Origin of the sequence: Nocardia aobensis NBRC 100429 (assembly GCF_000308375.1) — a bacterium.
Taxonomy (GTDB): domain Bacteria; phylum Actinomycetota; class Actinomycetes; order Mycobacteriales; family Mycobacteriaceae; genus Nocardia; species Nocardia aobensis.
The window spans coordinates 1-23,490 of sequence record NZ_BAFQ01000110.1; the positions used below are offsets into that span (position 1 = coordinate 1).

The 23,490-nt window shown below is 65.0% G+C and carries 21 protein-coding genes and 1 pseudogene; 5 read left to right on the top strand and 17 right to left on the bottom strand.

Features of this window, described 5'->3' with window-relative positions; all coding sequences use genetic code 11:
* Both RJ03_RS35970 and RJ03_RS13765 read left to right on the top strand, forming a co-directional pair.
* A partial coding sequence (locus tag RJ03_RS35970; RefSeq protein WP_157163417.1) for a helix-turn-helix domain-containing protein occupies positions 1 to 174 on the top strand: 174 nt, incomplete at its 5' end.
* 124 nt (positions 175 to 298) lie between these two features.
* On the top strand, positions 299 to 1,420 hold the full coding sequence (locus tag RJ03_RS13765; RefSeq protein WP_036502137.1) for an acyl-CoA dehydrogenase family protein: 1,122 nt from the start codon (positions 299 to 301) through the stop codon (positions 1,418 to 1,420).
* Positions 1,421 to 1,613: 193 nt separating this feature from the next.
* Here the strand turns inward: RJ03_RS13765 and RJ03_RS13770 are convergent, their stop codons facing one another.
* From RJ03_RS13770 to RJ03_RS13790, 6 genes are all read right to left on the bottom strand, one after another.
* On the bottom strand, positions 1,614 to 3,086 hold the full coding sequence (locus RJ03_RS13770; RefSeq protein WP_036502077.1) for an FAD-dependent oxidoreductase: 1,473 nt from the start codon (positions 3,084 to 3,086) through the stop codon (positions 1,614 to 1,616).
* 466 nt (positions 3,087 to 3,552) lie between these two features.
* The gene (locus RJ03_RS39045) at positions 3,553 to 4,080 is read right to left on the bottom strand and encodes a MaoC/PaaZ C-terminal domain-containing protein (protein ID WP_083870812.1); all 528 of its coding nucleotides are present in this window, start codon (positions 4,078 to 4,080) and stop codon (positions 3,553 to 3,555) included.
* Entirely contained in the window at positions 4,052 to 5,101 is a 1,050-nt protein-coding gene (locus RJ03_RS13775; protein ID WP_245552281.1) for a hypothetical protein, read from the bottom strand. Before RJ03_RS13775 ends, RJ03_RS39045 begins: the two co-directional genes overlap by 29 nt.
* 85 nt (positions 5,102 to 5,186) lie before the next feature.
* Positions 5,187 to 5,603 carry a VOC family protein gene (locus tag RJ03_RS13780; RefSeq protein WP_036502082.1) on the bottom strand — a complete coding sequence of 139 codons (417 nt, stop codon included), beginning with the start codon at positions 5,601 to 5,603 and terminating at the stop codon, positions 5,187 to 5,189.
* A gap of 188 nt (positions 5,604 to 5,791) precedes the next feature.
* Positions 5,792 to 6,292: a nuclear transport factor 2 family protein gene (locus RJ03_RS13785; RefSeq protein WP_051024665.1), complete on the bottom strand. Its 501-nt coding sequence runs from the start codon at positions 6,290 to 6,292 to the stop codon at positions 5,792 to 5,794.
* Positions 6,293 to 6,335: 43 nt separating this feature from the next.
* Positions 6,336 to 7,190 carry an SDR family NAD(P)-dependent oxidoreductase gene (locus RJ03_RS13790; protein WP_051024669.1) on the bottom strand — a complete coding sequence of 285 codons (855 nt, stop codon included), beginning with the start codon at positions 7,188 to 7,190 and terminating at the stop codon, positions 6,336 to 6,338.
* Between the two features lie 478 nt (positions 7,191 to 7,668).
* Between RJ03_RS13790 and RJ03_RS13795 the strand changes: the two genes are divergently transcribed.
* On the top strand, positions 7,669 to 8,475 hold the full coding sequence (locus RJ03_RS13795) for an SDR family NAD(P)-dependent oxidoreductase (protein ID WP_036502088.1): 807 nt from the start codon (positions 7,669 to 7,671) through the stop codon (positions 8,473 to 8,475).
* A 345-nt stretch (positions 8,476 to 8,820) separates the two neighbouring features.
* Here the strand turns inward: RJ03_RS13795 and RJ03_RS13800 are convergent, their stop codons facing one another.
* The gene (locus tag RJ03_RS13800; RefSeq protein ID WP_051024666.1) at positions 8,821 to 9,252 is read right to left on the bottom strand and encodes a flavin reductase family protein; all 432 of its coding nucleotides are present in this window, start codon (positions 9,250 to 9,252) and stop codon (positions 8,821 to 8,823) included.
* A 143-nt stretch (positions 9,253 to 9,395) separates the two neighbouring features.
* Between RJ03_RS13800 and RJ03_RS13805 the strand changes: the two are divergent.
* Positions 9,396 to 10,537, top strand: a pseudogene (locus RJ03_RS13805) (3-ketosteroid-9-alpha-monooxygenase, oxygenase component).
* 212 nt (positions 10,538 to 10,749) lie between these two features.
* Here the strand turns inward: RJ03_RS13805 and RJ03_RS13810 are convergent.
* Positions 10,750 to 12,453: a 3-ketosteroid-delta-1-dehydrogenase gene (locus RJ03_RS13810; RefSeq protein WP_036502091.1), complete on the bottom strand. Its 1,704-nt coding sequence runs from the start codon at positions 12,451 to 12,453 to the stop codon at positions 10,750 to 10,752.
* 160 nt (positions 12,454 to 12,613) lie between these two features.
* Here RJ03_RS13810 and RJ03_RS13815 point away from each other — a divergent pair, with 160 nt between their 5' ends.
* Complete coding sequence (locus RJ03_RS13815) at positions 12,614 to 13,138, top strand: nuclear transport factor 2 family protein (protein ID WP_036502094.1); 525 nt, start codon at positions 12,614 to 12,616, stop codon at positions 13,136 to 13,138.
* 53 nt (positions 13,139 to 13,191) lie between these two features.
* Here RJ03_RS13815 and RJ03_RS13820 read toward each other — a convergent pair whose 3' ends face one another.
* From RJ03_RS13820 to RJ03_RS13860, 9 genes are all read right to left on the bottom strand, one after another.
* The gene (locus RJ03_RS13820) at positions 13,192 to 13,452 is read right to left on the bottom strand and encodes a hypothetical protein (protein ID WP_051024667.1); all 261 of its coding nucleotides are present in this window, start codon (positions 13,450 to 13,452) and stop codon (positions 13,192 to 13,194) included.
* Positions 13,449 to 14,642, bottom strand: coding sequence for an NADH:flavin oxidoreductase (locus RJ03_RS13825; RefSeq protein ID WP_036502097.1), 1,194 nt, complete (start codon positions 14,640 to 14,642; stop codon positions 13,449 to 13,451). The genes RJ03_RS13820 and RJ03_RS13825 overlap by 4 nt, the downstream gene beginning before the upstream one ends.
* On the bottom strand, positions 14,639 to 16,630 hold the full coding sequence (locus RJ03_RS13830; RefSeq protein WP_036502100.1) for a flavin-containing monooxygenase: 1,992 nt from the start codon (positions 16,628 to 16,630) through the stop codon (positions 14,639 to 14,641). The genes RJ03_RS13825 and RJ03_RS13830 overlap by 4 nt, the downstream gene beginning before the upstream one ends.
* Complete coding sequence (locus tag RJ03_RS13835; protein WP_036502102.1) at positions 16,627 to 17,511, bottom strand: SDR family NAD(P)-dependent oxidoreductase; 885 nt, start codon at positions 17,509 to 17,511, stop codon at positions 16,627 to 16,629. Before RJ03_RS13835 ends, RJ03_RS13830 begins: the two co-directional genes overlap by 4 nt.
* A complete protein-coding gene (locus RJ03_RS13840) occupies positions 17,511 to 18,398 on the bottom strand; it encodes an SDR family NAD(P)-dependent oxidoreductase (RefSeq protein WP_036502104.1) in 888 nt (295 codons plus the stop codon). The genes RJ03_RS13835 and RJ03_RS13840 overlap by 1 nt, the downstream gene beginning before the upstream one ends.
* 87 nt (positions 18,399 to 18,485) lie before the next feature.
* Positions 18,486 to 19,454, bottom strand: a complete 969-nt coding sequence (locus tag RJ03_RS13845; RefSeq protein WP_036502106.1) for an alpha/beta hydrolase — start codon at positions 19,452 to 19,454, stop codon at positions 18,486 to 18,488.
* A 74-nt stretch (positions 19,455 to 19,528) separates the two neighbouring features.
* Positions 19,529 to 21,154, bottom strand: coding sequence for a flavin-containing monooxygenase (locus RJ03_RS13850; protein WP_036502108.1), 1,626 nt, complete (start codon positions 21,152 to 21,154; stop codon positions 19,529 to 19,531).
* A 163-nt stretch (positions 21,155 to 21,317) separates the two neighbouring features.
* Positions 21,318 to 22,259: a VOC family protein gene (locus RJ03_RS13855; RefSeq protein WP_036502110.1), complete on the bottom strand. Its 942-nt coding sequence runs from the start codon at positions 22,257 to 22,259 to the stop codon at positions 21,318 to 21,320.
* A gap of 29 nt (positions 22,260 to 22,288) precedes the next feature.
* Positions 22,289 to 23,473: an acyl-CoA dehydrogenase family protein gene (locus RJ03_RS13860; RefSeq protein ID WP_036502114.1), complete on the bottom strand. Its 1,185-nt coding sequence runs from the start codon at positions 23,471 to 23,473 to the stop codon at positions 22,289 to 22,291.
* Between the last annotated feature and the right edge of the window lie 17 nt (positions 23,474 to 23,490).

The window sequence follows — 23,490 nt, forward strand, 5'->3', positions numbered from 1 at the left end:
ATCCGCGAACAGATCCTGCGCGACGCCGCGATCGCGGCCCTGGTGCGCGGCGAGACGGTGACGGCGGTCTCGCGCCGGCTCGGCTTCTCCGAACCCAGCGCCTTCTCCCGCGCGTTCCGACGCTGGACCGGCAGCTCCCCCGGCTCCTATCGCGGCCCCGCCGCCGCACCCTGAGCGATCCGGTCACAAGATCGAGCGCTGCGGTCATTGGCTGCCGCGCGACGCGCTCCTACCTTGGCGAACGAACACTGTATTCGACCAGAGGAGTTCCCCCGTGCCGGTGCATCGGTCCCCGTGGATGGACGAAGATCTCGACGCGCTCACCGATTTGGCGCGCCGATTCTTCGAGAAGGAATGCGCACCGAACGAGGATCGCTGGGGTCGCCAGCACCACGTCGACCGCGAAATCTGGAATCGCGCAGGCGAATTGGGCCTGCTGTGCATCTCCATCCCCGAGGAGTACGGCGGTGGCGGCGGCACCTTCGCCCACGAAGCCGTGATCGCGATCGAGCAGACCCGCGCGATGGCGCCCAGCCTCGGCAACCCGGTGCACTCCACGATCGTCGCGCACTACATCAACGCCTACGGCACCGAGGAACAGAAACAGGCGTGGCTGCCGAAGATGGCCTCCGGCGAGATCGTCGCCGCCATCGCCATGACCGAACCGGGCACCGGCTCCGACCTGCAGGGCATCCGCACCAGGGCCGTCGCCGACGGTGACCACTACGTCATCGACGGCGCCAAGACCTTCATCTCCAACGGCCTGCTCGCCGACCTGGTGATCGTCGCCGCCAAGACCTCCGAAGGCAAAGGCGCGGAATCGGTTTCGCTGATCGCTGTCGAAACCGACCGCGACGGCTTCCGGCGCGGCCGCAACCTGGAGAAGGTCGGCCAGCATGGCCAGGACACCTGCGAACTGTTCTTCGACGGCGTGCGCGTCCCGAAGACCAACCTCCTCGGCGCCTCCGAAGGCACCGGCTTCATTCAGCTCATGCAGCAACTCCCCCAGGAACGTCTCATCCTGGCCGTCGCCGCAGCAGCGGCGATCGAGAAGACCGTCGAAATGACCGTCGCCTACACCAAGGAACGACAGGCCTTCGGCAAACCCATCTTCAACTTCCAGAACACCCAGTTCACCCTCGCCGAATGCGACACCATCGCCTCGGTCGCCTGGGCCTTCCTCGACGACTGCGTCGCCAAACACCTCCGCGCCGAACTCGACATCCCCACCGCCGCCAAGGCGAAATGGTGGCTGACCGAACAGCAGTGCCGCGTCGCCGACGAATGCCTGCAACTGTTCGGCGGGTACGGGTATATGGCGGAATATCCGATCTCGCGGGTGTTCACGGATGCTCGGATTCAGAAGATCTACGGGGGGACGAACGAAATTATGAAACTGATTATCGGGCGTAGCTTGTAGAACGCCTGGTGAGAGGCGGTTTTCGGGGTCAGGAGACGGCCGCTGTCCCGTCTCCGTCCCGTCTCTCGTCGAATTCTGGATCGAAATCTTCGGGTACCCCTGGGGGGCTATTGCCCTCCGGGCCGAAGATGTCGTCGATCGTGGCGACCGTGTGGGAGTCTTGGTCGGGCCACAGATGCGTGTTGCTGCACAATCAGGACTCGGCAGCTGCGCGCCCGGCGCGGCGGCCGAAGAAGCTGCCGTCGCCGAGTGAAGCACCGCTGGCATAGCCGCCGGCGCAGATGCCCGAGGTGCACCGCCCAGCGGCGAACAGGCCAGGGATGGGGTCACCAGAAACATGCAACACGCGGGAATCGAGATCGGTCTTCAATCCGCCGAGAGTGAACCCGCCGGTGCGGTTGCTCAAGTCGTAGGCCGCCAGCGGCGTCCCGATCGGCTTGACCCACTCCGGTTTCTTGCCCAGCACGGGGTCCACGCCCTCCTTGGCATGACGGTTGTAGACATCCACGGTCGCCTGCAAAACACCCGTGGGAAAACCCATCTCCGATTCCAGTTCTTCGACGGACTCGGCGACCCACGCCGGCGGCTCATTCCGCATCCCCGCAGTGCTGGAGCGGGTATTCCGCGCCTCTTCCAGCGCGATCTCATCAATGATAAGAAATGCCTGGTTATTCTGTCGCATCAGCACCTCTTGGCCCATGAAGCCGCCGTACGTATCCTCGGCGAGGAAACGCTGGCCTCGTGCGTTGACGAGAATCCCGCGCGCCACCATCTGCGGATCGGCGAAGAGCGCGACCTCGATCGCGTCCATGTGGGCCAAATCAGCCCCAAGCGCCTGCGCAACCCGGATGCCGATCCCGTCATGTTCTTCGATGGCCGACGCCGCCTTATCGGTCAGGACGGGCACGAAGGTCTTCACCATCTGCTCGTTGAAGGCGAAACTCCCGGTCGCCAGCACGACGCCGCGCCGCGCACGAACGTGCACATCCTTCCCGTAGCGCCTCGCGACCACCCCGGCGACGCGACCAGCGTCATCGGTGATCAAGCGCCGCAGGCGCAGATCGTATTCGGCGCGCACGCCCAGCGACTCGGCCATGTCGGTGAGCGGCTTCATCAGCATGAAACCGCCACCTTTTTCACCGGTGCGCTTGTTGGCCATCTGTGGGAGGTGTCCACGCGGTGCCGGGGTCGCGATGGTGTTGTACGGCGCGGCGTTCTCGCCGCCGGAGTACATCAGGCCCTGATCCGTCGGGGGCTCCCAGCCCGGTTCACCCCAGAACTCCTCTTTGAACGGGACCCCTTGGGCAACAAGCCAATCGAAGTGCTCGACGCTGCCCTGACAATAGTCATGGACCTTCGACTCGTCGACCCCCGGGCCGAACGCGGCCGTCATGTACTTCTCCATGTTCTCGGGGGTGTCGTCGAAGCCGAGGGCCCTCTGCAACGCCGTGCCTCCGCCGAGATAGATGAATCCACCGGAGAGCGCCGCCGCACCACCCCAGCCACCGGTGCGCTCCAGCACCAAGACGTCCGCGCCCGCACGAGCTGCCTCGATCGCCGCACTCGCACCCGCAACGCCGTACCCGACGACGACCACGTCGGCTTCGTAATCCCATTCGGCAATCGCAGCAGCGTGCTCGGGGCGAACACTCCCGACGTCCGACATTGTTCTCTCCTCTTCTTTGAGGCCGGCGATGCAATTCCGCGTGTTACAACTACGAACTCGCCGCTGATCGGCAACGCCGAGAAATCCGGTGCAGCCTCGTCAACTGGGCAGTTGTGGATGGCCGCCATGCGTCCGCGCCGCAAGGGGGATGACGGTCCGGTACGAGTACACCGGAACGCCGATCGGACTTCGGCCGGGTCCGCATGAACACGCGCAGTGAGTCGCCCGCTCCTGTCTTCAGCAACTCGATCGCGCACAGTATCGTCGGCCACCAATCCGAGCAAGGCCGAGAATCCCACTCAGCGAGAAAATAACCGCGTGGCGTTCGTGGCGGCGCGCTCACCCAACACACCGGAGTCACCTCGTCTCGCGTCCTACAACGTCGAATTCGGCGTGACACTTGATGTAAAGGACTCTCCTTCGCCCGGAATGACACCCGCGCGTTCACCGGTCGCGCAACGAATCGTCATTCGATCCACCTGCTCAGTTTGTCGACTACGCATGCCGGCTTCGCTGATCCTTCGATTTCCACAGTCACTCGAATAGCGGACTGGACGCCTCCTGGCACATCGGTGCACGCCAGGATTTCGCCGCTACCGCGTACGCGCGACCCCGCCCGCACCGGAGCCGGGAACCGGACGCGGTTGGCACCGTAATTCATGGCCATAGACACGTTCTGCACGCTGATCAGTTGCGGCAGAAATAGATTGCACAGCGCCGGCGTGAGATAACCGTGCGCGATCGTCGACCCGAAAACGGCGGAGTCGCCGATCGAGCGGCCGCCACAGCACAGTGCTGCGAGCAGCGATTTCCGTATCAGCTTCGGGCACAGCGAGATCCATCCCGCGAGTCTCGCTGATCCGCCAGCTCGATGCTCGTTCCGAGCAGACCGGATATCGCGACACGCCGCAATAACCCGGTGTCGGGCGCAGTTGCCGCGCCGTCCGGAGGTACTGCGCTCACGGCTAGGAGACAGGGATGTCCAGCGGCGCATCGGCCGGATACTCCTGCGGCGCCATCGCGTACGTATCGGTGAGCAGCGCGATGAATGCCGGGTCGGTGAGCGGGTCCGTCGGCTCGTTGTAGGCGATCCCACGGGCCCGCAGATCGGCAAGCAGCATGTCGAACACGGTCTCCAGGGACAGATCGTCGGTGTGGTCGAGGTACTGGTTCATCTCGCCCGCATCATCGAAAACCAACGCTGTGTAGTGGAACAGCGTGCGGGACTGCTCATCTCCGTAACGAGCGATCTCCGTGTCACCGTTGCGGATCACCCATTCGTCGTTGTCACGGTGCAGGAGGGAGTGCATCTCGAGCCCTGGAACGTCGCGACGATCGCGGGGTCCGTTCCCCTCACGCCGGTGATACATGCGCGAATTATCGGTGAGGATCGCGGTGTTCCGGAACGGTGCCCGGAATCGGGACGGTGCGCGATCCGGCCCTTCCGGCCAGTATGTGAATCCACCGTCGATATCGGAGTCGTAGAAGTAGGTGATGACCTGACCGGTTTTGACTTCCCACGGATCGAACAGGCCCGACTTCGCCATGACACCCATCAGCCACACCGGCGTATTGATCAGCCCGCGTCCACGCCAGCTGCGCCCGTCGAAGTGCCCGGCATCGAAACTGTGGGACGGCCCTCCCGTGTTGAACAGCATGTGATGCGCAAATCCATAACGGGCACCGTGCATGTGCTTGACCGGATCGAGCAGCTTCCGGCTGAAGTAGATGTCATGGATCGAGTCGTCCATCACAATGCCTTCCTTGGCCAGATAGCCGCGGAAGACCGGCGCCGTGAAGTCGGCCAGACGCGCATGCGGATTGCGGTCCTTGGCCCCCGAAATCGCCAGGTATTCCTCGGTCGAGGAGAAATGCTGGGCGAGTACCAGCTGCCAGGGGGCACCGCGACGAATGAAGCCGAACAAGGCATCGACCTCGGCGGGAGTGTACAGATCGTTGATCAGGCTCGGCGGCGCGACCGGTGTCATCGGATGCTGCTGTGTCGACGTGCCCATCGGAGTTCCTTCCATGCGTCGCTGCGCATCGGCCGGCGCGGCGAATGCGAACCAGTGGCAGGCTCGCAGGGGTTTACAGGCGGTCTCAGGCCGGTTCTGCTGCGGCCGGCAGACGCTGGACCAGTTCGAGGCGATGTCCTTCGAGGTCCTCGACGAACGCGACCACGATGCCGAATTCGGGCATGTCCTTCGGCGGGACGGCCACGGTACCTCCGGCCTTTTCCGCGGCGCGGACCACTGCCTCGACGTCGTCCACATTGAAGCCCAGTACCGCTTCTCCCGGACGGGGTGCAGGGCGATTCAGATAGTGCAGAAGCACCAGCGCGGGATCGCCACCGTGCGCCGACGTCATGATGATCTCTTCGAGAGCGTCGTCACCCTCACCGGTGCGGACGCGATACTTCTCGATCATTCCGAGTACCGATGAATAGAAGCCGAACTGCGCTTCGGCGTTCTCGACGAGAATCTTACTGAAACGGAAAACTGCTGCTTCTGCAGCCATGTGACCTCCCGAATCTGTTCGCCCAGCGGACGTTACCGGCGTATTACGAACGCGCTGAGCGAAGTTCCCGCTCAGCGGAAGAGCTGCGGTGGAATTCGGATGATCTCATCCCGTTCGTCATACGAGTACGGAAGCGGGGCGTGACGTGTCTGCCGCGGCCGATCTCGAGCATTCCGAGGACGGGTTCTTCATGCCGTCCCCGGCTGCTGCGCTTTCTCGGTCTCGACACGCAACAACTCCCGCGCCTCGGGCTTGCCGTTCAACTCGCGTGTGATGCGGTGCCGAATCTTCCATCCACCATGGGTGCGAACGAGGGTGATCCGGTGACTTCCGGACATCAGAATGCGATACGAGTCCGCGTCACGCAGCACAAGGATCGATTCGCACACAGCGAGGGCCTGATCTCCGTCGACCTCGATCTGCGCCGGACCGATGAAGTGGGTACTCCCTGTCTCGATCAGATTTCGGTGCGCGTCCGACAAGACCATCGACCGAATAGCTTCCCGGGAGCGCATGTGGCCGCCGGGAACGTCATACTCACCGTCCTCCGTCCACAGTGCGGCGGTCGCTTCCGCATCCCCACTGTCGACAAGAGGTCCGTAGGAGGCGAGCAATCGGGTAATTGCCAACTGATCTTCCACGTCTCGGATGCGGCGTTCGAGCACAGCGAGCCTTGCACCATCGTTCATTCGTTTCTCGTCTTCATTCGATGCGGGCAGCAATGCGTCGCAATTACTCGGTCGGGGGCGGAAGCAGCTTCTTCGCCGAATCCCGAGCCTCGATCAGCAGCTCCGCGCGGTTGTGGCCACTGTTCTTCTCCGTTGCCGCCTCCCACTCCTTGACCACCACGACGGGACCGTTGGCCAGATTCGCCAGGCCCTGCGCGGCCACGTCGCGAGGTTCGGAGATCAGAAGGCCGGGAGCGTCCATCTTGAGCCCCGCCCGCGCCATTGCCGGGGTCCGGGTAAGCCCCAACACCAACTCGAGCACATCCACGTTGTGGTCCTGCATCTCCAGCCACAAGCCTTCGGCGAAGATACGACAGAATGCCTTGACCGCTGAATAGATGCTGATCTGTGCCGATCCGAGAAAGCCGCTGAGCGAGCCCGCCAGCAGGATCCCCCCGCGGCGCCGCTCGCGCATGAGAGCGCCGAAGTGCTGCACCAGTTTCAGCTGAGCGGTGATATTCAAATCGATCACGGCCTGGAAGCGATCGAGGTCACCGGTGACGAATTCGTGGCCGTAGGTGTTGGCGCCCGCGTTGTAGATGAACAATCCGACGACCAGGTCGTCGGTGACCTGCCGGATGCGTTCGAACGCGTCCGCGGCGAGCAGATCGACCGACAGCGTGCGCACCGTAACGCCATAGGCGCGGCATTTCTCAGCGGTCGCCTCCAGGGGAGCTTCCTTGCGCGCCAGGAGCACCAGGTTCAGGCCCTGCTCCGCGAGTTGAGCGGCGAATTCCGCACCGACTCCTTCGGATCCACCGGCGATGACAGCCCACGGCCCGTATTTCTCTGTATCCACCTGTTCCTCCTTTGTCTCGACAAGAGGGGCTTCGCGTTTGGCGCCACGCTCGTGTGGCATCAGGATGCGGATGCTGCGCCGGATGACGCGAAGTCGCTGCCCGGGCCGCATGGTCGCCACACATCCCTGAGGTGCTCCGACTCCGCTGAGTGTCAGGCTCTATTCGGTTCGCATTCCGGTCGGTCCGGAGCCCAAGATTAGGTTCCGCAGCCACTTCTGCTCGGGCACTTCCCACTCAGTGGTCCGGTAATCATTCATAACCTGCACGACTACCGACCACCGCAGTGTTCTGCCCGAACCTCCTGCTGGACAACGTAGTTGGAGCAGCGGGGCACAGCAGGGGCTTCCGGCTCCGACGACGGCCGCAACGACGGCACTGCCCCCGGCCTGCCGGTGGGCCGCGACGAAACGCACGATCACCGCCTGGATCGCGGCCGGATCGCAATCAGTTTCCCAACCAGTGAAATCACCCCGTTGAAGAACCGCTGGGCCTGAGCATGCTGAGCGCATCGGTGACCAACAAAGGAGTAACACCATCATGACTACCCTGCAGCGCTACGCCGACCGCCGCGTCCTGGTGACGGGCGCCGGTTCCGGCATCGGTCAGGCGACCGTTCTGCGCATCCTGTCCGAGGGCGGCCGAGTCGCGGCCGCGGACATCAGCGCCGACGGCCTGAAGGACACGCACTCCAAAGCAGGCGAGGACGCAGAGCGCCTCACCACCGTCGTCATGGACGTCGGTGCCGAGGACTCGGTGAAAACCGGTGTCACCGAAGCGGTCCGGGGGCTCGGCGGCCTCGACGCGCTGGTGAACGCAGCGGGAATTCTGCGCTCGGCCCACTTCGAGCAGACCACCGTGGCCGACTTCGAACAGGTTATCCGGATCAATCTCATCGGCACCTTCCTGGTGATCCGGGAAGCCCTGCCGGCACTGCGCGAGGGTACGGAACCTGCGGTGGTGAACTTCAGCTCCACCTCGGCGCAGTTCGCACACCCCTACATGTCGGCCTACGCGGCCTCGAAGGGCGGCATCCAGGCGATGACCCACGCGCTCGCCATGGAATTCAGCAAGCAGGGCATCCGCTTCAATTCCGTGCAGCCGGGCTCGATCTCGTCGGGTATGACCGACGGCACCGGCGAAGCCAAGCAGAGCGTGGGCCCCGGCCTGCCCGCCGACGCCGACTCCGCCTTGTTCGGCAAGACCGCACCGATGCTGCCGCTGCCCGACGGCGCGATTTTCGCCCAGCCCGACGCGGTGGCCGCCGTGGTCGCGATGCTCGCCTCCGCCGACGCCTACTTCGTTACCGGTGCCGAACTGCGCATCGACGGCGGCTCGCACATGTGACAGTCGGGCCGGAAGCGATTCGAAAATACTTCCGCTGAACGGGATTCCGGCTCCGGGAGCCGCCGCGACCACCTTAGCGTTCGGCCGTATTCAGGCCCCGGAGCGGCATCCGCACCCGCGTCGTCGCAGTGGCGGCCATTCCCTGCGTATCGTTGTTGCTCGTCGCCGTAGGAGCTGCTGGCCACTTCCTCCAAACCGGCCAGCACGCCCGCAACTGGGCGCACCGCGTGTTCCAGTTCAGCGGAGGCCGCGGCGAGGTCGTCGACAATCCCGACATGGTGGAGCTTTCAAAAATCGTAAGGTCCAATCATCGCTACCATTTCGTAGTTGTCGTCCGTCCCCGCTTCATCCCCACCGCCAGGTGTCCAGTGGCGTCAATGCGCTGGACCGCGGATCAGGTTCGGGCGCCAACTGCCTGAATGCGGAGCGATGAAACAGCAGCGGAGGCCGCACAGACTGCACCTCCGCTTCGATCACCCGGCCGATCACGATGATGTGGTCACCACCGTCGACCTCGCGTTCGAGTGCGCAGGTCAGCGACGCGATCGCGCCCTCCAGCCTGGGTGCCCCGTTCGATGCTGGGTGCCAGGAGATTCCGGCGAATTTGTCGGCGCCCCTCATCCCGAACTGCCGGCACAGTCCCTGCTGGTCGGCCGCGAGGATGTTCACACAGAACTGTCCGGATTCCCGGATGTGCGGCCAGGTCGAGGAGGTGCGGGCCGGGCAGAAACAGATCAGCGGCGGGCAAGGCCCGGCTTCCCAATGAGCGAAACACATTCCACCAGGACTAATTCCATCCAGTGAAATTCGCCCGATCATGACCGGGAACGTCGGTGTTACAACGGTTTACGCGTGGGATCGGTCCGCGACCGCGGACATTCAGCCTGCTTCCACACGGACGGGTTTGGAGGACGGTCGAGATGACAACGGTGCACGATGAGGTACGCCGGATCGAAGCCGAAGCCGCGCCGAAGCGGTTCGCACGAGGCTGGCACTGCCTGGGGTTGAGCAAAGATTTCGCCGACGACAGACCGCATTCGATTCAGGCGTTCGGAACGAAGCTGGTCGTCTTCCGCGGCGAGGACCGGAAACTGAACGTCCTCGACGCCTACTGCCGGCACATGGGCGGTGATTTGTCCGACGGCGAGATCAAGGGTAATGAGATCGCTTGTCCGTTCCACGATTGGCGGTGGGGCGGGGACGGCCGCTGCAAACAGATCCCCTATGCCCGGCGGGTGCCGCCGCTGGCCCGCACCCGCACCTGGACCACCCTCGAGCAGGACGGGATGCTGTTCGTCTGGAACGACCCCGAGGGCAACCCGCCGCCGGCCGAGGTCACGATTCCGCGGATAGAAGGTGCCGGCAGCGATTCCTGGACCGACTGGCACTGGTACACCACGATCGTCCATACCAACTGCCGCGAGATCGTCGACAACGTCGTGGATATGGCCCACTTCTTCTACATCCACGGCTCGCTGCCGACCTACTTCAAAAACGTCTTCGAAGGTCATATCGCCACCCAGTACTTCAAAAGTGGCCCGCGGGCGGATCTTGCAGGGCCCGAGGGACAGCCCGCCTTGCTGGGTACGACATCTGTGGCGTCGTATTACGGTCCCTCCTTCATGATCGACGACCTCGTCTATCACTACGAGAACGGCGACTACAAGACGGTTCTGCTCAACTGCCACTACCCGATCGACGAGAATTCGTTCGTACTGCAATACGGAATCATCGTCGAGAAGTCCGAGGGGCTGCCCGAGGACGAGCCATCGCGACCGCGGTGGCGCTGGGCGATTGGGTGAAGATCGGTTTCGAGCAGGATGTGGCGATCTGGAAGCGTAAGGCGCGCATCGACAATCCGCTGCTGTGCGAGGAGGACGGCCCGGTATATCAGCTGCGGCGCTGGTACCAGCAGTTCTACGTCGACGCCGCCGAGGTGGCCCCGGAAATGGTCGACCGATTCGAATTCGAACTCGACACCACCCGGCCGCTCGAGGCGTGGCAGCGGAAGGTCCAGGCGAATCTCGCCCGCGGTGCCGAATCCGCCGGAGCACCCTCATGACGCTCCCGAGTGAATCCATTTGGGCGGCAGCACGATCCGGTGAACTACCGGTGCTCGACGAAGCGCCGCCGGGCTAGGAGCGCCCAGGAAACGATTCCGGCACCGTCGCGAAATTCAACCAGCGGAACAGAATCGCGGACCGATGGCGACCCGCCGCGAAAAACAGCTCACCGGGGGCCACGGCATTCGGCGGCCCCCGGTGAGGTGGGCGGCTAGGCCGACTCGGTGGTCTCCCCTGCGGCGTGGCGCGCGGCGATGTATCCGAAGACCAGGCCTTGGCCGATCGTCGCCCCGGCGCCCGGGTAGCTGGCGCCGAAGGCGTTCGCGGCGGTGTTGCCGATCGCGTACAGCCCTTCGATCACACTGCCGTCTTCACGCAGCACGCGCGCGTCCCGGTCGGCGACCACACCGCCGCACGTGCCCAGATCGCTGAGGGTCATCTTGACCGCGTAGTACGGGGCTTTCCGTAGCGGCGCGAGATTCGGGTTCGGCGTCACGGTGGGATCGCCGTAGTAGCGGTCGTAGGCGCTGGCTCCGCGCGCGAACTCCGGATCTGTTCCGCTCTCGGCGTAGCGGTTCATATTCTGGAATGTCTCGGTGAACGCGTCCTCGGGGACCCCGATGGCCCGTGCCAACGCCGCGGGGTCGTCGGCGCGATGGGCGATACCGGCCTCGAACCAGGCCTGCGGCAGGGGCTGACGGGGAAAGTACTGTCCCGCAAGGATGTAGTTGTTGCGATAGCGCTGATCGAAGACCAGCCACATCTGTTCGGCCGGGTCTCCTCGCCGCTCCCGCGCCAGCAGCGCCTGGCCGAACGACATGTAGTCCATCGCCTCGTTCACGAAGCGCCGGCCGGTCTGGTCGACGACGAACGAGCCCGGTAGCGAACGTTCGGCGAGCATGACCAGGGGTGCGGCGCCGGGCAGTGGTGCGAATGCGGGGAACCACCATGCCTGATCCATCAGGGCGGTCCCGGCACCGAGATCTTGGGCCGCGGTGATGGCGTCACCGGTATTGCCCTCGGATCCCAGACTGGCGTCGTCGTCGAGCCGCGGCGACTGGAATTTGTGCCGTGCGGCCATATCGTGGTCGAAGCCTCCGGCGGCCAGCACCACCCCTCGACGCGCCGTCACGGTGACCTCACGCTCACCTTGGCGCACCACCGCGCCGGCGACGCGGTCGCCCTCACGGATCAGCCGGACAAGGCTGGTCTCGGTCCACACAGGAATACCGGCCCGTAGTACGCCCGCGAACAGACCCGCTGCCAGAGCCTGTCCCCCGGCCAGATATTCGCGCCCGATCACCATGCCGCCGATACCGAGGGCGGCCCGCCGAAGAATGCGGGAGAACGCCTTGATCGGTTTGCGCGCAACAAGATTCATCCACTTGTAGTCCGCGCCGGTGACCGGCATCGGCACCGGTGCCTCCATGACGCCGGGGCGCAGGCGCGGTCGCTGCTCACCCAGGATCGAGGCATCGAACGGGCGGCATTCACACGTCCGGCCCTCGGCCCGGCCCCCGGGCTCCTCCGGGTGGTAGTCCGAATAGCCCTTCGCCCAGAAGAATCGCATCGGCGTGGTCCGCTCGAGCATCTCGACCGCCGCGGCACCGGCATCGAGGAAAGCCTGTCCACGCTCGGCAGGTGTGGTATCACCAACGACCGACCGGAGATAGGCGCGCGCCTCGGCCAGATCAGGGTCCGAATCGGGGAGGCTGGAGTTGCCCGGAATCCAGAACGCACCACCGGACCGCGCGGTCGAACCACCCACGTAAGCGGTCTTCTCGACGATCACACTCGACAGCCCCTGCTCGTGGGCCGCCAGCGCCGCGGCCATGCCGGTGCCGGAACCGACGACCAGTAGGTCGACGGTCACCTCGTGGGCGGTCGTGAGCGGGGGCATCGGCTTCTTCGCCATAATTCGGAACTCCACTCTCAGGGGTGGGACGGATTGCCCCAACCTAGATTCGCGCGAACGGCAGTCGAAGGTGGTCTTCCATTCAGTGGGAGAGCCCGCGAATTCCGCTGAGCGGAAACGGGTTCTGCCGCGTCGGCCGGGGCCCGGTTAGCGTCCGGATATGAGCAATACGTGGAGCAGAGAAGAACTGGAATCGGCGTTTCAGACCTGGCATGCGACGGTCACCCGCGCGGCCTCGGGCACCGGCAGCTGGCGCGAATTCGTCGACCTGTTCACCCCCGACGCCGAGTATCACGAGCAAATGGTCGGAGTTCTGAAAGGACCCGACGCCATCTGGGCCTGGGCCGAGCCGACCCTCGCGCAGTTTCCGGGCTCCGCGATGACCTCGTTTCCCGATTATTGGCATCTGATCGACGACGTCAACGGTGTGATCGTGGTGAAGCTGAACAATCTGATGCGCGATCCGGGTGACGGCTCGCAGATGGGCGCCGACAACATCAGCATTCTGACCTACGCCGGGAACGGAAAGTTCTCCAAAGAGGAAGATATCTACGATCCCGCCGAATTCGTCCGGCTGGTTCCCGAGTGGTGCCGGCGTGCCATGGAGCTCGGCACTCTCAGCGAGGCCGAGCTGGCATGGTGCAAACAGGCGCTGCCCGCAGCAGAACCGGACTCCGTCTCGTAAGCGCTCACACCGGGTGCGCCCGCGTAGTCGCGGGCTCACCCGGCGCGCGTTTCTCAGTGCAGCCGCGGGATATCGTCACCGGTCGGCAGTTGAATTCTGGATTCCGGCAGGGCGTGTTCGCGCACCGCGCGGTCGATCCGGCGACGCAGGACATCGCATCCGCGTTCCTGATGCCCCACCCCCCGGCCCTGCGCCGCGATCACCGGGCACCGCCCAGCGTCACCGGTCCACTGAACCGATGTGTGTGCCGCACTGAACTTCTCGATCAGCACGCGTTGGCCGCACTGCTCACAGTCGAGCGGACGCATGGTCATCGCGCGGCCGCGTGCGGTGTGGCCAGAACACAGTGCGTGTCGTAGAAGATCGTCGGCATGCACTTGTTGCAGTGGATGCACAACGACTTCCTGTCGTGATCCTCGCGAATCCGATTGATCAGATCCGGCTCACGCAGCAGGGCTCGGGCCATCGCCACAAATTCGAACCCCTCGGCCATCGCGGTGTCCATAGTGGCCTTGTCGGTGATACCACCCAGCAGCACCAACGGCATCGAGACATTCGCTCTGATCTGCCGCGCCGCATCGAGCATGAACAGGTCCTGATACGGGTAGCTGTGCAAGAAGAGCTTCCCGGCAACCTTCACCCCGAAGCGCATCAGCGGCGACATGACCGCGGCGAACTCGTCGAGCGGAGCATCTCCCTTGAACAGATACATCGGGTTAAGCAGCGAACTGCCGATGGTGAGCTCGATCGCATCCAGGCTACCGTCGGCCTCCAGCCATTGCGCGACCTGGATAGCCTCGTCGAGCCAGAAGCCGCCCGGCACACCGTCATCCATGTTCAGTTTGGCCAGAACGGCGATTCGTCCACCGGCCGCCTCGCGGACCTCGGCAGCAACCTCGCGCACCAAACGGGCACGGTTGCGCAGCGAACCACCGTAGTCGTCCTTGCGGCGATTCAGCACGGGGCTCAGGAACGAGCTCGCGAAATAGTTATGGCCGAAGTGGATTTCGACGGCATCGAATCCGGATTCGATGGCGAGCCGGGTAGCGGTCCCGTGCGCGGTCCGGATCCGCGCGATATCGGCAACCGTAGCCGAGTGCGTAATCTGCGGACCCATCGGGCTGACCCGTCGCGAGGCGCTCAGTGCGGGCAATCCGTTGGATTTCGCGCTGGCCACCGGGCCGGCATGACCGATCTGGGCCGAAATCGCCGCACCCTCGACGTGGACAGCGTCGGTAAGGCGCCGCAGGCCGGGTACAGCTTCCTCGCGCATCCAGATCTGGTCCGCCTCGGTGCGCCCTTCGGGCGCCACGGCGCAGTAGGCGACCGTGGTCATTCCGACACCGCCTGCGGCGACTTGCCGGTGGAACTCGACGAGTTGGTCGCTCACGAGTGCGCCGGGCGCCATGTGTTCGAAGGTGGCCGACTTGATGACGCGGTTGCGCAGGATCACCGGTCCCAGCCGAGCCGGTGCCAGGACGTCAGGAGGCGGGTTCGTGGTCACGACAAGGCCTTTCGATGCGACAGGAAAGTCAGGTCCTCCGGATGGGGTTCGCGCAGCATCGTCCAGTAGTCGACCAGCCGCCAGGGGCACGGAACGATCGCTCGACCGGCGGTGTTGCGGTAGTAGCCGTTGACCTGGGCGCCAGGGTGCACCCACACGGTTTCGTCGAGCGCTTCATCGACGCGCCGGTTGTATTCGTCCTGCGCGTTCTGCTCGACATCCATTGCTGCATAGTCGTGTTCGAGCAGGTATTGCAGGCACTCGATGATGTAGTGAACCTGCTCCTCGCCGGTGATGTTATGGCCCGCACCGTGATTCGGTGCGGCATTCGGCCCGGCAGTGACGAACAGGTTCGGGAAGCCCGACACCTGCACGCCCAGATAGGCGCGTGGATCCTCACCGCCCTTCCATACCTGCGCCAGAGTTTCACCGGTGCTGCCGGTGATATCGATCGTGGTGGTGAATTGCAGTTTGAACCCGGTCGCGAGAACGATCACGTCCGCGGGGATAAACGTTCCCTCGGTTGTGACGACTCCTTCGGGGGTGATCCGCTCGAACGAGGCCCGATGCAGGGTGACGTGCTCGCGATTGAGCGCCTTGAAAAAGCCCGGGTCCTTGACAATGCGCTTGGCATACGGGCGGAAGTCGGGAGTCAGCTTCTCGATCAGATCCGGCCGGTCCGGGAAGCTGTTACGCAAATACTCCTGCGCAGTCTGCATCACCATGTCATTGGCCGGGGATGCCGACAGATGAGTCGACGCCCACTCCTTGTCGATGCGCGGCAGTAGATACAAGTTGTCCGACGCGAACCAGTACGTCCGCAACCGGAACCACTTGTCGTAGAAGGGCAGATTCGCCATCGCCCACTTTTCGCCCTCCGGCACGTCGCCGCCGACCGTCTTCTCCGGGACCAGCCAGTGCGGACTGCGCACGACCACGTCGAGGGTGTCGACCTCGTCGACGATGCTCGCTACGACCTGTACCGAGGTACAGCCGGTACCGAGAACGACCACGCGCTTGCCGCGCAGATCGATCTCGGTATCCCATTCGGCGGTGTGCACGAGCGTCCCGGCGAAGGTGTTCATACCCGGCACATCCGGAATGTTGGGGGCATTCAGCATGCCAAGCGCGGTGATCACGGAGCGGGCGCGGTGGTGGGCCAGTTCACCGTCGCGATCCTCGGTGACGACCTCCCAGCGGTTCTCCTGCTCCAGCCAGGTGGCCGATCGGACGCGGGTGCCGAATCGGATGTGCTCGCGCAGCCGGTATTTCTCGACTACCCCGAGCAGATATTCCTGATATTCCGGTCCGGTCGGGTAATACCGCGACCAGTTCGGGTTCAGCTCGAACGAGTAGGAATAGTAGTGACTCGGGGTGTCCACTGCCGCGCCGGGATAGGTGTTGCGCTGCCAGGTACCGCCGATATCGTCGCGTTCCTCGAAGATGGTGAACGGAAAGCCCGCCTCCGCCAACTTGATTCCGGCGTTGATGCCGACGATTCCGGCGCCGATCACGACGACGTCGAAGTCGGCGGGCGGTGTGACCGTCACCGGGACGTGGCGCCGGTCCTTGGTGAATCCGGCCTGTTCCAGCAGAATCGGCACGAATTCGGTGTCCACCCGCTGCGCGGTGCAGATCGTCGCCATCCGCTGGAACAGCTCGTCGTCCGGAACATCCAGGGCTGCAACCGAATCCGGCGGCAAGACCTCGCGCGCGCGGACACGGATGTCCGCGGCGACGTCGTCGGGGTAGGTGCCCGGCGGGACCGTCGGACGCGTGCCGCTGCGGTAGTGATTGCCCGGCTCCTCGATCGTCAGGCGCGGACCGAATTGGTCGAGCAGTCCCAGGTCACCGGTTACGTGCACCATCGCCATGAGCAGCGGCGCCACCTCGCACTCGTCGATCGCCCGGTGGAGTGCGGCCTCTCGGGCGGCGGCAGCGGTAGCGTCGGAGGAGGCTGCGACGCCGGTAACGATGGTGTCTGTCATGAGTTACCTTCCGGCAGTGGCACGCCCATTCGGGCGAGCATGTCTCGTGGATTCGCGGGCGGGCGCAGATTCAGCAGTTGTTCACCACGCCTGGTCGCCGAGGCCGTGCACATCTCGTCGTCGGAGAAGACCCAGAACTGCCCGCGGGCGATCTGCTCGATCATGTGCTCGGCGGCGGCGAGCGGGTCGAGTCCCTTGTCGACGTTGTCGCGCTGCATCGCGGCGAACACGGCATTGGCGGTGGGGTCGGAGGTGGGTGCCTCACGCTGGGCAGCGAGGAAGATCTCGCTGCGGATCGAATGCGGCACCACGGCACTGACCTGGATCGGTGCGCCGATGATCGACAGATCCTGATGCAGGCATTCCGTCATCGCCTGCACCGCGAACTTGCTCACGATGTAGGGCGACTGCACGGCGACGGTGTTGAGGCCGCCCACCGAGGACAGGTTCGCGATGCACGCTGGCGATCCCACTTGGATCATCTGCGGCACAAAGGATTTCAAGCAATAGAAGACGCCGTCGACGTTGATCTGCATCACGCGCCGCCACCGGGCCGGGTCGATCTCCCACAGCAGTCCCGAGGACTCCACCCCGGCATTGTTGATCAGCAGTTCGACGCTGCCGTGCCGGTCGAAGATCGCCGTCGCCATGGCGTCGACCGCGGCCTCGTCGGCCACGTCGATCCCGTACCCTTCGGCATTGCCGCCCTCGGCGACGATCGCGGCCGCGACCTCCGCGGCACGGCCGGCGTCGATATCGGCGACGACCACGGTCATACCGAGGCCGCCCAGATGCTGGGCCAGGCCACGGCCGATACCGGCCGCCGCGCCGGTCACCACTGCGGTGCCTCGCGAGAATCGTTCCCGCGCGGTCGTGGTCATCACACGCCCTCCGGCAGAATGTTGGGGTTCGCCCACGAAGGTGGTTCTCGGCGCGGCAATTCGGTGCTGCCATCCAGCGACATCACCGGAGTGTGCGTCGCATAGGGGTAATGGAGGCTGAAGGCGACCAGGCCGGTGCGCTCGGCCGCCGGCGCCGTGCACATCTCGAGCACCGCTTGCGCCAGGTACTCCACCGGCTCGGTTTCGTAGCCCTCGGGCAGCAGTGCCGACGCACCGGGAGTCATGATCGCCGTCGACGGGCCGACCGCGTTGACCGCGATCCCGTCGTCGAGCAACTCCGCCGCCAGGCCTTGGGTGAAGCGGTGCAGTGCGGCCTTGGCCGAGGCGTAGACGACATCGCCTGAGGTCTTGTTGTACTCCCGGAACGGCCGGATCGGATTCAGTCCGGTCGAGGAACCGATGTTGACGATCCAGCCGGCCCCCTGCTTGCGCAGATGGGGAATCGCCGCGCGGCTGAGTACGAACGGCACTTCGAGATAGTGCTGCACAGTCCGGTGGAACGTCGCGTCGCTCATCTGCTCGATCGAGCTGTAATCGGCGAAACCCGCGTTGTTGACCAGGATGTCGATGCCGCCGAGTTCCGTGACGACCTTGTCGATCAGTCCGCCGCGTTGTCCGGCGTCCTCCAGGTCGGCCGGGATCGCCACCGCGCGGCCGCCCGCGGCCTCGATCAACTGCACGGTTTCGTCCAGCGAACCGGCCAGCAGATGGGGTGCGCCCGCACGCACCGAGGGGCTCGGCCCATGCGAGCGCGCGGTGACCACCACCGTCGCGCCCTCAGCCGCCAGACGCTGCGCGATCGCCCGTCCGATTCCGCGGCTACTGCCGGTGACCAGGGCCTTCTTGCCCCTGAGTCGCTGTGTCATGCTTACCTTCCGCATTCGCTGTGTCCGGGTTCACACCCGCGATCCATCGTGGGCCGACGGACCGTCACGCTCGGCCGCTGCTTCCGCTCAATGGGACAGTGAATCGGGGACGCTCACCGAGGCGAGAAGCTCGCGCATCATGTGCCAAAGTTGCTGGCGCGCAGGCTCGGTCAGTGACAGGCTCGGGAAGGTCAGAAATCCGTGAAACAGCCCGTCGAAGCGGTGGGAGATCACCGCGACACCGGCGTCGGCGAGACGGCGGGCGTAATCCTCACCGGCCGAGCACGGCGGATCCAATTCGGCGGTGGCCACCACCGCCGGCGGCAACCCGGCCAAAGACTCGGCCCGGCTGGGTACCAGGTACGGACTGTCGGTGCCGTGCGGCGCGTACTGCTGCCAATACCAGCGCATGGCCGTGGTGGTGTTGTAGTACCCCTCGCCGTAGTGCCGGTAGGACTCGGTGCCGAAATCGTCGTCGATCACCGGATAGAGCAGGACCTGCCCCGCGATGGGCGGACCGCCGCGATCGCGAGCGGCCAGGCTCACCGTCGCCGCGAGATTGCCACCGGCGCTGTCTCCGGCGACGACGAGACGGCGTGCGTCAGCGCCGAATTCGCCGGCATGGGCCGCGGTCCACTGCACTGCCGCGTACATGTCCTCCATCGCCGCGGGGCCGGGATACTCGGGGGCACGCCGGTAGTCCACCGACACCACGGCGACCCCGACCGCTTGCGCCATCGATCGGCAGAACTCGTCGTGACTGTCGAGATCGCAGAAGACGAAACCACCGCCGTGAGCGAACACGACCACCGGAATCTGTTCCGGCACATCGGTTTCCGGTACGTAAACACGCAGCGCCATGTCTCCGCCCGGCCCCTCGATCACCCGATCCTCGGCCACCCGCATGGCGGGCATATGTGTCAGGGGAGCCCGCCGCGACGCGATGATCTCGCGCAATTCGGCGGGGTCGTGCCGGGTGACGTCCGGAAACGATTCCAGTGCCGAGAGCATCGCCTCGACATCCGGATGCAGATCGGACCGTCGTTGTCCGCCCATAGGGACCACGTCCTTACTTCGTTCGATGGGTACGCGACGGCACGCTCACACCGTTCGCGGGGTTGCGGCCGGTATCAGGAGGTGACCGGGGCAGGGCCGCCGTTCAGTTCGAAGCCCTTGTAGCCGGCCGCGGCGACCTCCGCGCAGATCTCGTTGTATTTGCCGAAACCCCCGATATAGGGCATGAAGACCCGGGGCTTGCCCGGGATATTGGCGCCCATGTACCAGGAGTTGGCGGTCGGGAACAACGTGCGCGCGGCGACCTCGTTACATTCGGTCACCCATTCGCCGACCGATTCCTCGTCGGCCTCGATCGTGGTGAAACCGTGCTCGTCGAGGTAGTCCAGGCAGTCGCTGATCCAGTCGACGTGTTGCTCGGCCATCAGCACCATATTGGCCAGCACGCTGGGACTGCCGGGCCCGGCGAGAATGAACATGTTCGGGAATCCGGCCACTGCCAGCCCGAGGTAGGTGCGTGGCCCCGCGGCCCACTCCTCGCCCAGCTCGCGGCCGCCGCGGCCGCGGATATCGATACGCGACAGCGAACCGGTCATCGCGTCGAATCCGGTGGCGAAGATCAGCACGTCGAGGTCGTAGGACGCCTCGGTCGTACGGACACCGGTCTCGGTGATCTCGGCGATCGGTGTCCGGCGCAAGTTCACCAGGGTGACGTTGTCGCGGTTGTAGGTGTGGAAATAGCCGTCGTCGGTGACGATCCGCTTGGTGCCGATCGGATGGTCGTTCGGGATCAGCTGATCGGCGACCTGCGGATCGCGCACCATCTCGCGGATCTTCGCCTCGACGTACTCGCGTGCGGTGTCGTTGGCGGCCAGGCTCGTCGTCTGGTCCGGGAAGGCCTTGGCGAACAGATAACCGCCGCGCTGCCACCATTCATCGTAAATCCTGGTCCGCTCCGCGGCGTCGACCTCGAGCGCCCCCTTCGGGTGCGGGCTGTTGGGGGTGCCGCCACCGCTGCTGCGCGACAGTCGCCGCCGTTCGGCGTAGTTGGCCTTCACCTCGGCCACGAAGTCCGGGTCCAGTGGCCGATTGCCCGCCGGAATCGAATAGTTCGGGGTGCGCTGGAAGACATACAGGTGTTCGGCCTGCTCGGCGAGCACCGGGATGGCCTGAATGCCCGAGGAGCCGGTGCCGATCACGCCGATCCGCTTACCCGTGAAATCGACTGGATCATGCGGCCATTCGCCGGTGTGGTAGCTCTCCCCGGCGAAGGTGTCGCGGCCTGGGATGTCGGGCTTGTTCGTCGCCGACAAGACGCCGGTCGCCAGAATGCAGAAGCGCGCGGTCACGGTGCGGCCAGTGTCGGTGGAGATGGTCCAGCGCTGGGTCTGCTCGTCGTAGACGGTCGCGGTCACCCGAGTGAGGAAGTCGTAGGCCGAGCGCAGATCGTGGCGGTCGGCGACGTGCTCGAGATAGCGCAGGATCTCCGCCTGCGTGGCGAACCGTTCCGACCAGGTCCACTCCTGCTGCAGTTCGTCGTCGAAAGAGTACGAGTAGTCGATACTTTCGACGTCACAGCGTGCACCCGGGTACCGGTTGTGGTACCACGTTCCGCCCACGCCCTCGGCGGATTCGAAGCCGTGCACGCGCATGCCGCGCCCGCGCAGTTTGTACACCGCGTAGAGCCCGGAGATCCCCGCCCCGACGACCACGGCGTCGAAATCGCTGTCCTGATTTGTCACTGGATTCACTTCCCTCGAAGAGGTGATCGATTGAGCCACACCGTAAGTGGCGGATTTCCCCCGGAGACGACGCGTTCCCTCCCAGCGGGCCGGCCGGGCCCGCAGCACCGCTGAGTGGGATCGACGTGCGCGACATCGACCGGTGTACGCCGGTCGCTGCCCGTCATACGGCGGCGGACGCCTGCTGCGCTTCGGCCTGCTGAGCCTCCTTCAGCTGCCGGGCCCACATCCATTCGTGGCCCCAGTAGCTGTCGGCGGTGATCTCCTCGGCGGTGTAGTAGGTCTCGTCGACCGGTACGCCACCGGTGCCGTACTCGATATCCCAACCGCCGGGCACTCGCACGTAGAACGACACCATCTTGTCGTTGGTGTGCCGGCCCAGCGTGGAGGACACCGGGAAGCCGCGGGCCATCACCTGGTCGTAAGCGCGCCCCACCGCATCCAGTTCGTCCACTTCGACCATCACGTGGATCAGCCCAGGGTCTCGGCCCTCCAGGCTCGGCATGATCGCCAGGCTGTGATGGCGCTGGTTCACTCCGAGGAACCGGATCCGCTGGGGCGGCGCATCCGGCGGCGATGGCATCCGGAAGGCGCCCCGCGGCAGGAAACCCAGCGTTTCGGTGTAGAAGGTGTAGGACTCTTCGAAGTGGGTGGTCGGCATGACGACATGCCCGAGGCCCTGCGCCCCGGTGATGAAGCGCTGGCCGTACTTCGTCAGCACCGGACTGTGTTCCAGCACCGGCCCGTGGAAGAACTCGAGCGGCGTACCGCCGGGGTCCTTCATGCAGAAGCCCGCCTCGACCTTGCGCCGATCGGCGAGCTCCTGTGACATGGGCGTGTACTCCAATCCGGCCGCTTCCACCGTCGCAGCCAACCGCCGCAGCGCGGCGCCGTCGCGGACCTCCCAGCCGACCGCGCTCACGCGGTCGACCTCGGCATGCTCCACGGTGATACGCGCGGGCCGCTCGTCCATCCGGAAATGCAGCGCATCGGCCTCGACTCCGAAGCCGGGAGCGAATCCCAATACGTCGAAACCCAATTCGCGCCAGCGCTCGATATCGGTGGCCAGCACCCGAACGTACCCGAGTCCCTTGATTTCGGTCATCTGTGCAGATGTTCCTTTCCGGAAACGAATCAGATCATCACGCGCAGCGGGCCCTGGGGCACCTCGACACCCAGCGAGGCCATCGCCGCCGCGTGATAGGTGGTGCTGCTGACGTGGATCGCGTGATGCAGGCCGGCATGTGCGTCACGCCAGAACCGCTGTAAGGGCTTATCCATCCGAAGGGCGTTACCGCCGGCCCGATCGAAGATCTCGTCGGCGGCACGGACCGCACGCCAGGCAGCACGCACCTGGTCGCGGCGCACCCTCGCCCGGGTCTCGAAGTCGATCTCCTCGCCCAGGTCCACCATGTCGTAGATGCGGTCGACGTTGGCCAGCAGCTGCTGGCGGGCGGCGTCGATCTCCGACGCGGACTCCGCGAGTGCGTGCAGCACATAGGGATCGTCCTTGACGAGCGTGCCCGCCGCGCCGACCCGGTCGCGCTGATAGTCGATCCCGGCGGCCAGGAGTCCTTCGCAGATGCCGATCGTCGCCGACGTGATGCCCAGGGGGAACATGGTGGACCACGGCATCTTGTACAGCGTCTCGGTGACCCCGTACTCCTTGGCGGCGGTGCCGTCGATGACCTTCGCCGAGTTCATCACCCGGTAGTCCGGAATGAATGCGTTCTTGACGATGATGTCCTTGCTGCCGGTGCCACGCAGTCCGACGACGTCCCAGGAGTCCGGAACGATCTCGTAGTCCGACCGGGGCAGGATCACGTGCAGGCCCTGTGGCGGCATCAAGGGCTTGCCGTCGTCGCCTCCGACCAACGCGCCGAGGAAGATCCAGTCGCAGTGATCGGTGCCGGAGGAGAACTGCCACCGGCCGTTGAGGACATAGCCGCCGTCGCGAGGCACCGCCACGCCGCCGGGCATATACGGCGACGCCTGCCACGTGTCACCGTCGGCGCCGAGGACCTCCTCTTGCACCTTCGGATCGGCGAAGGCCAACTGCCACGGATGAACTCCGACGATGCCGCCGACCCAGCCCGCAGAACCGTAGACGCTGGCGGTCTTCATCACGGTTTCGGCGAACACCCTCGGATGTGCCTCGAAACCGTTGTACTTCTTGCGCTGCAACAGCCGGATCAGCCCGGCATCCTTGAGGCCCTTGGCCATATCGTCGGGAAGCCGGCCGAGCGACTCCCCTTCTTCGGCGCCGGCGCGGATTTCGTCGGCGATCGCGATGATGTTGTCGAGCACTGCGTAGGACATCTGAGGTACTCCTGGTC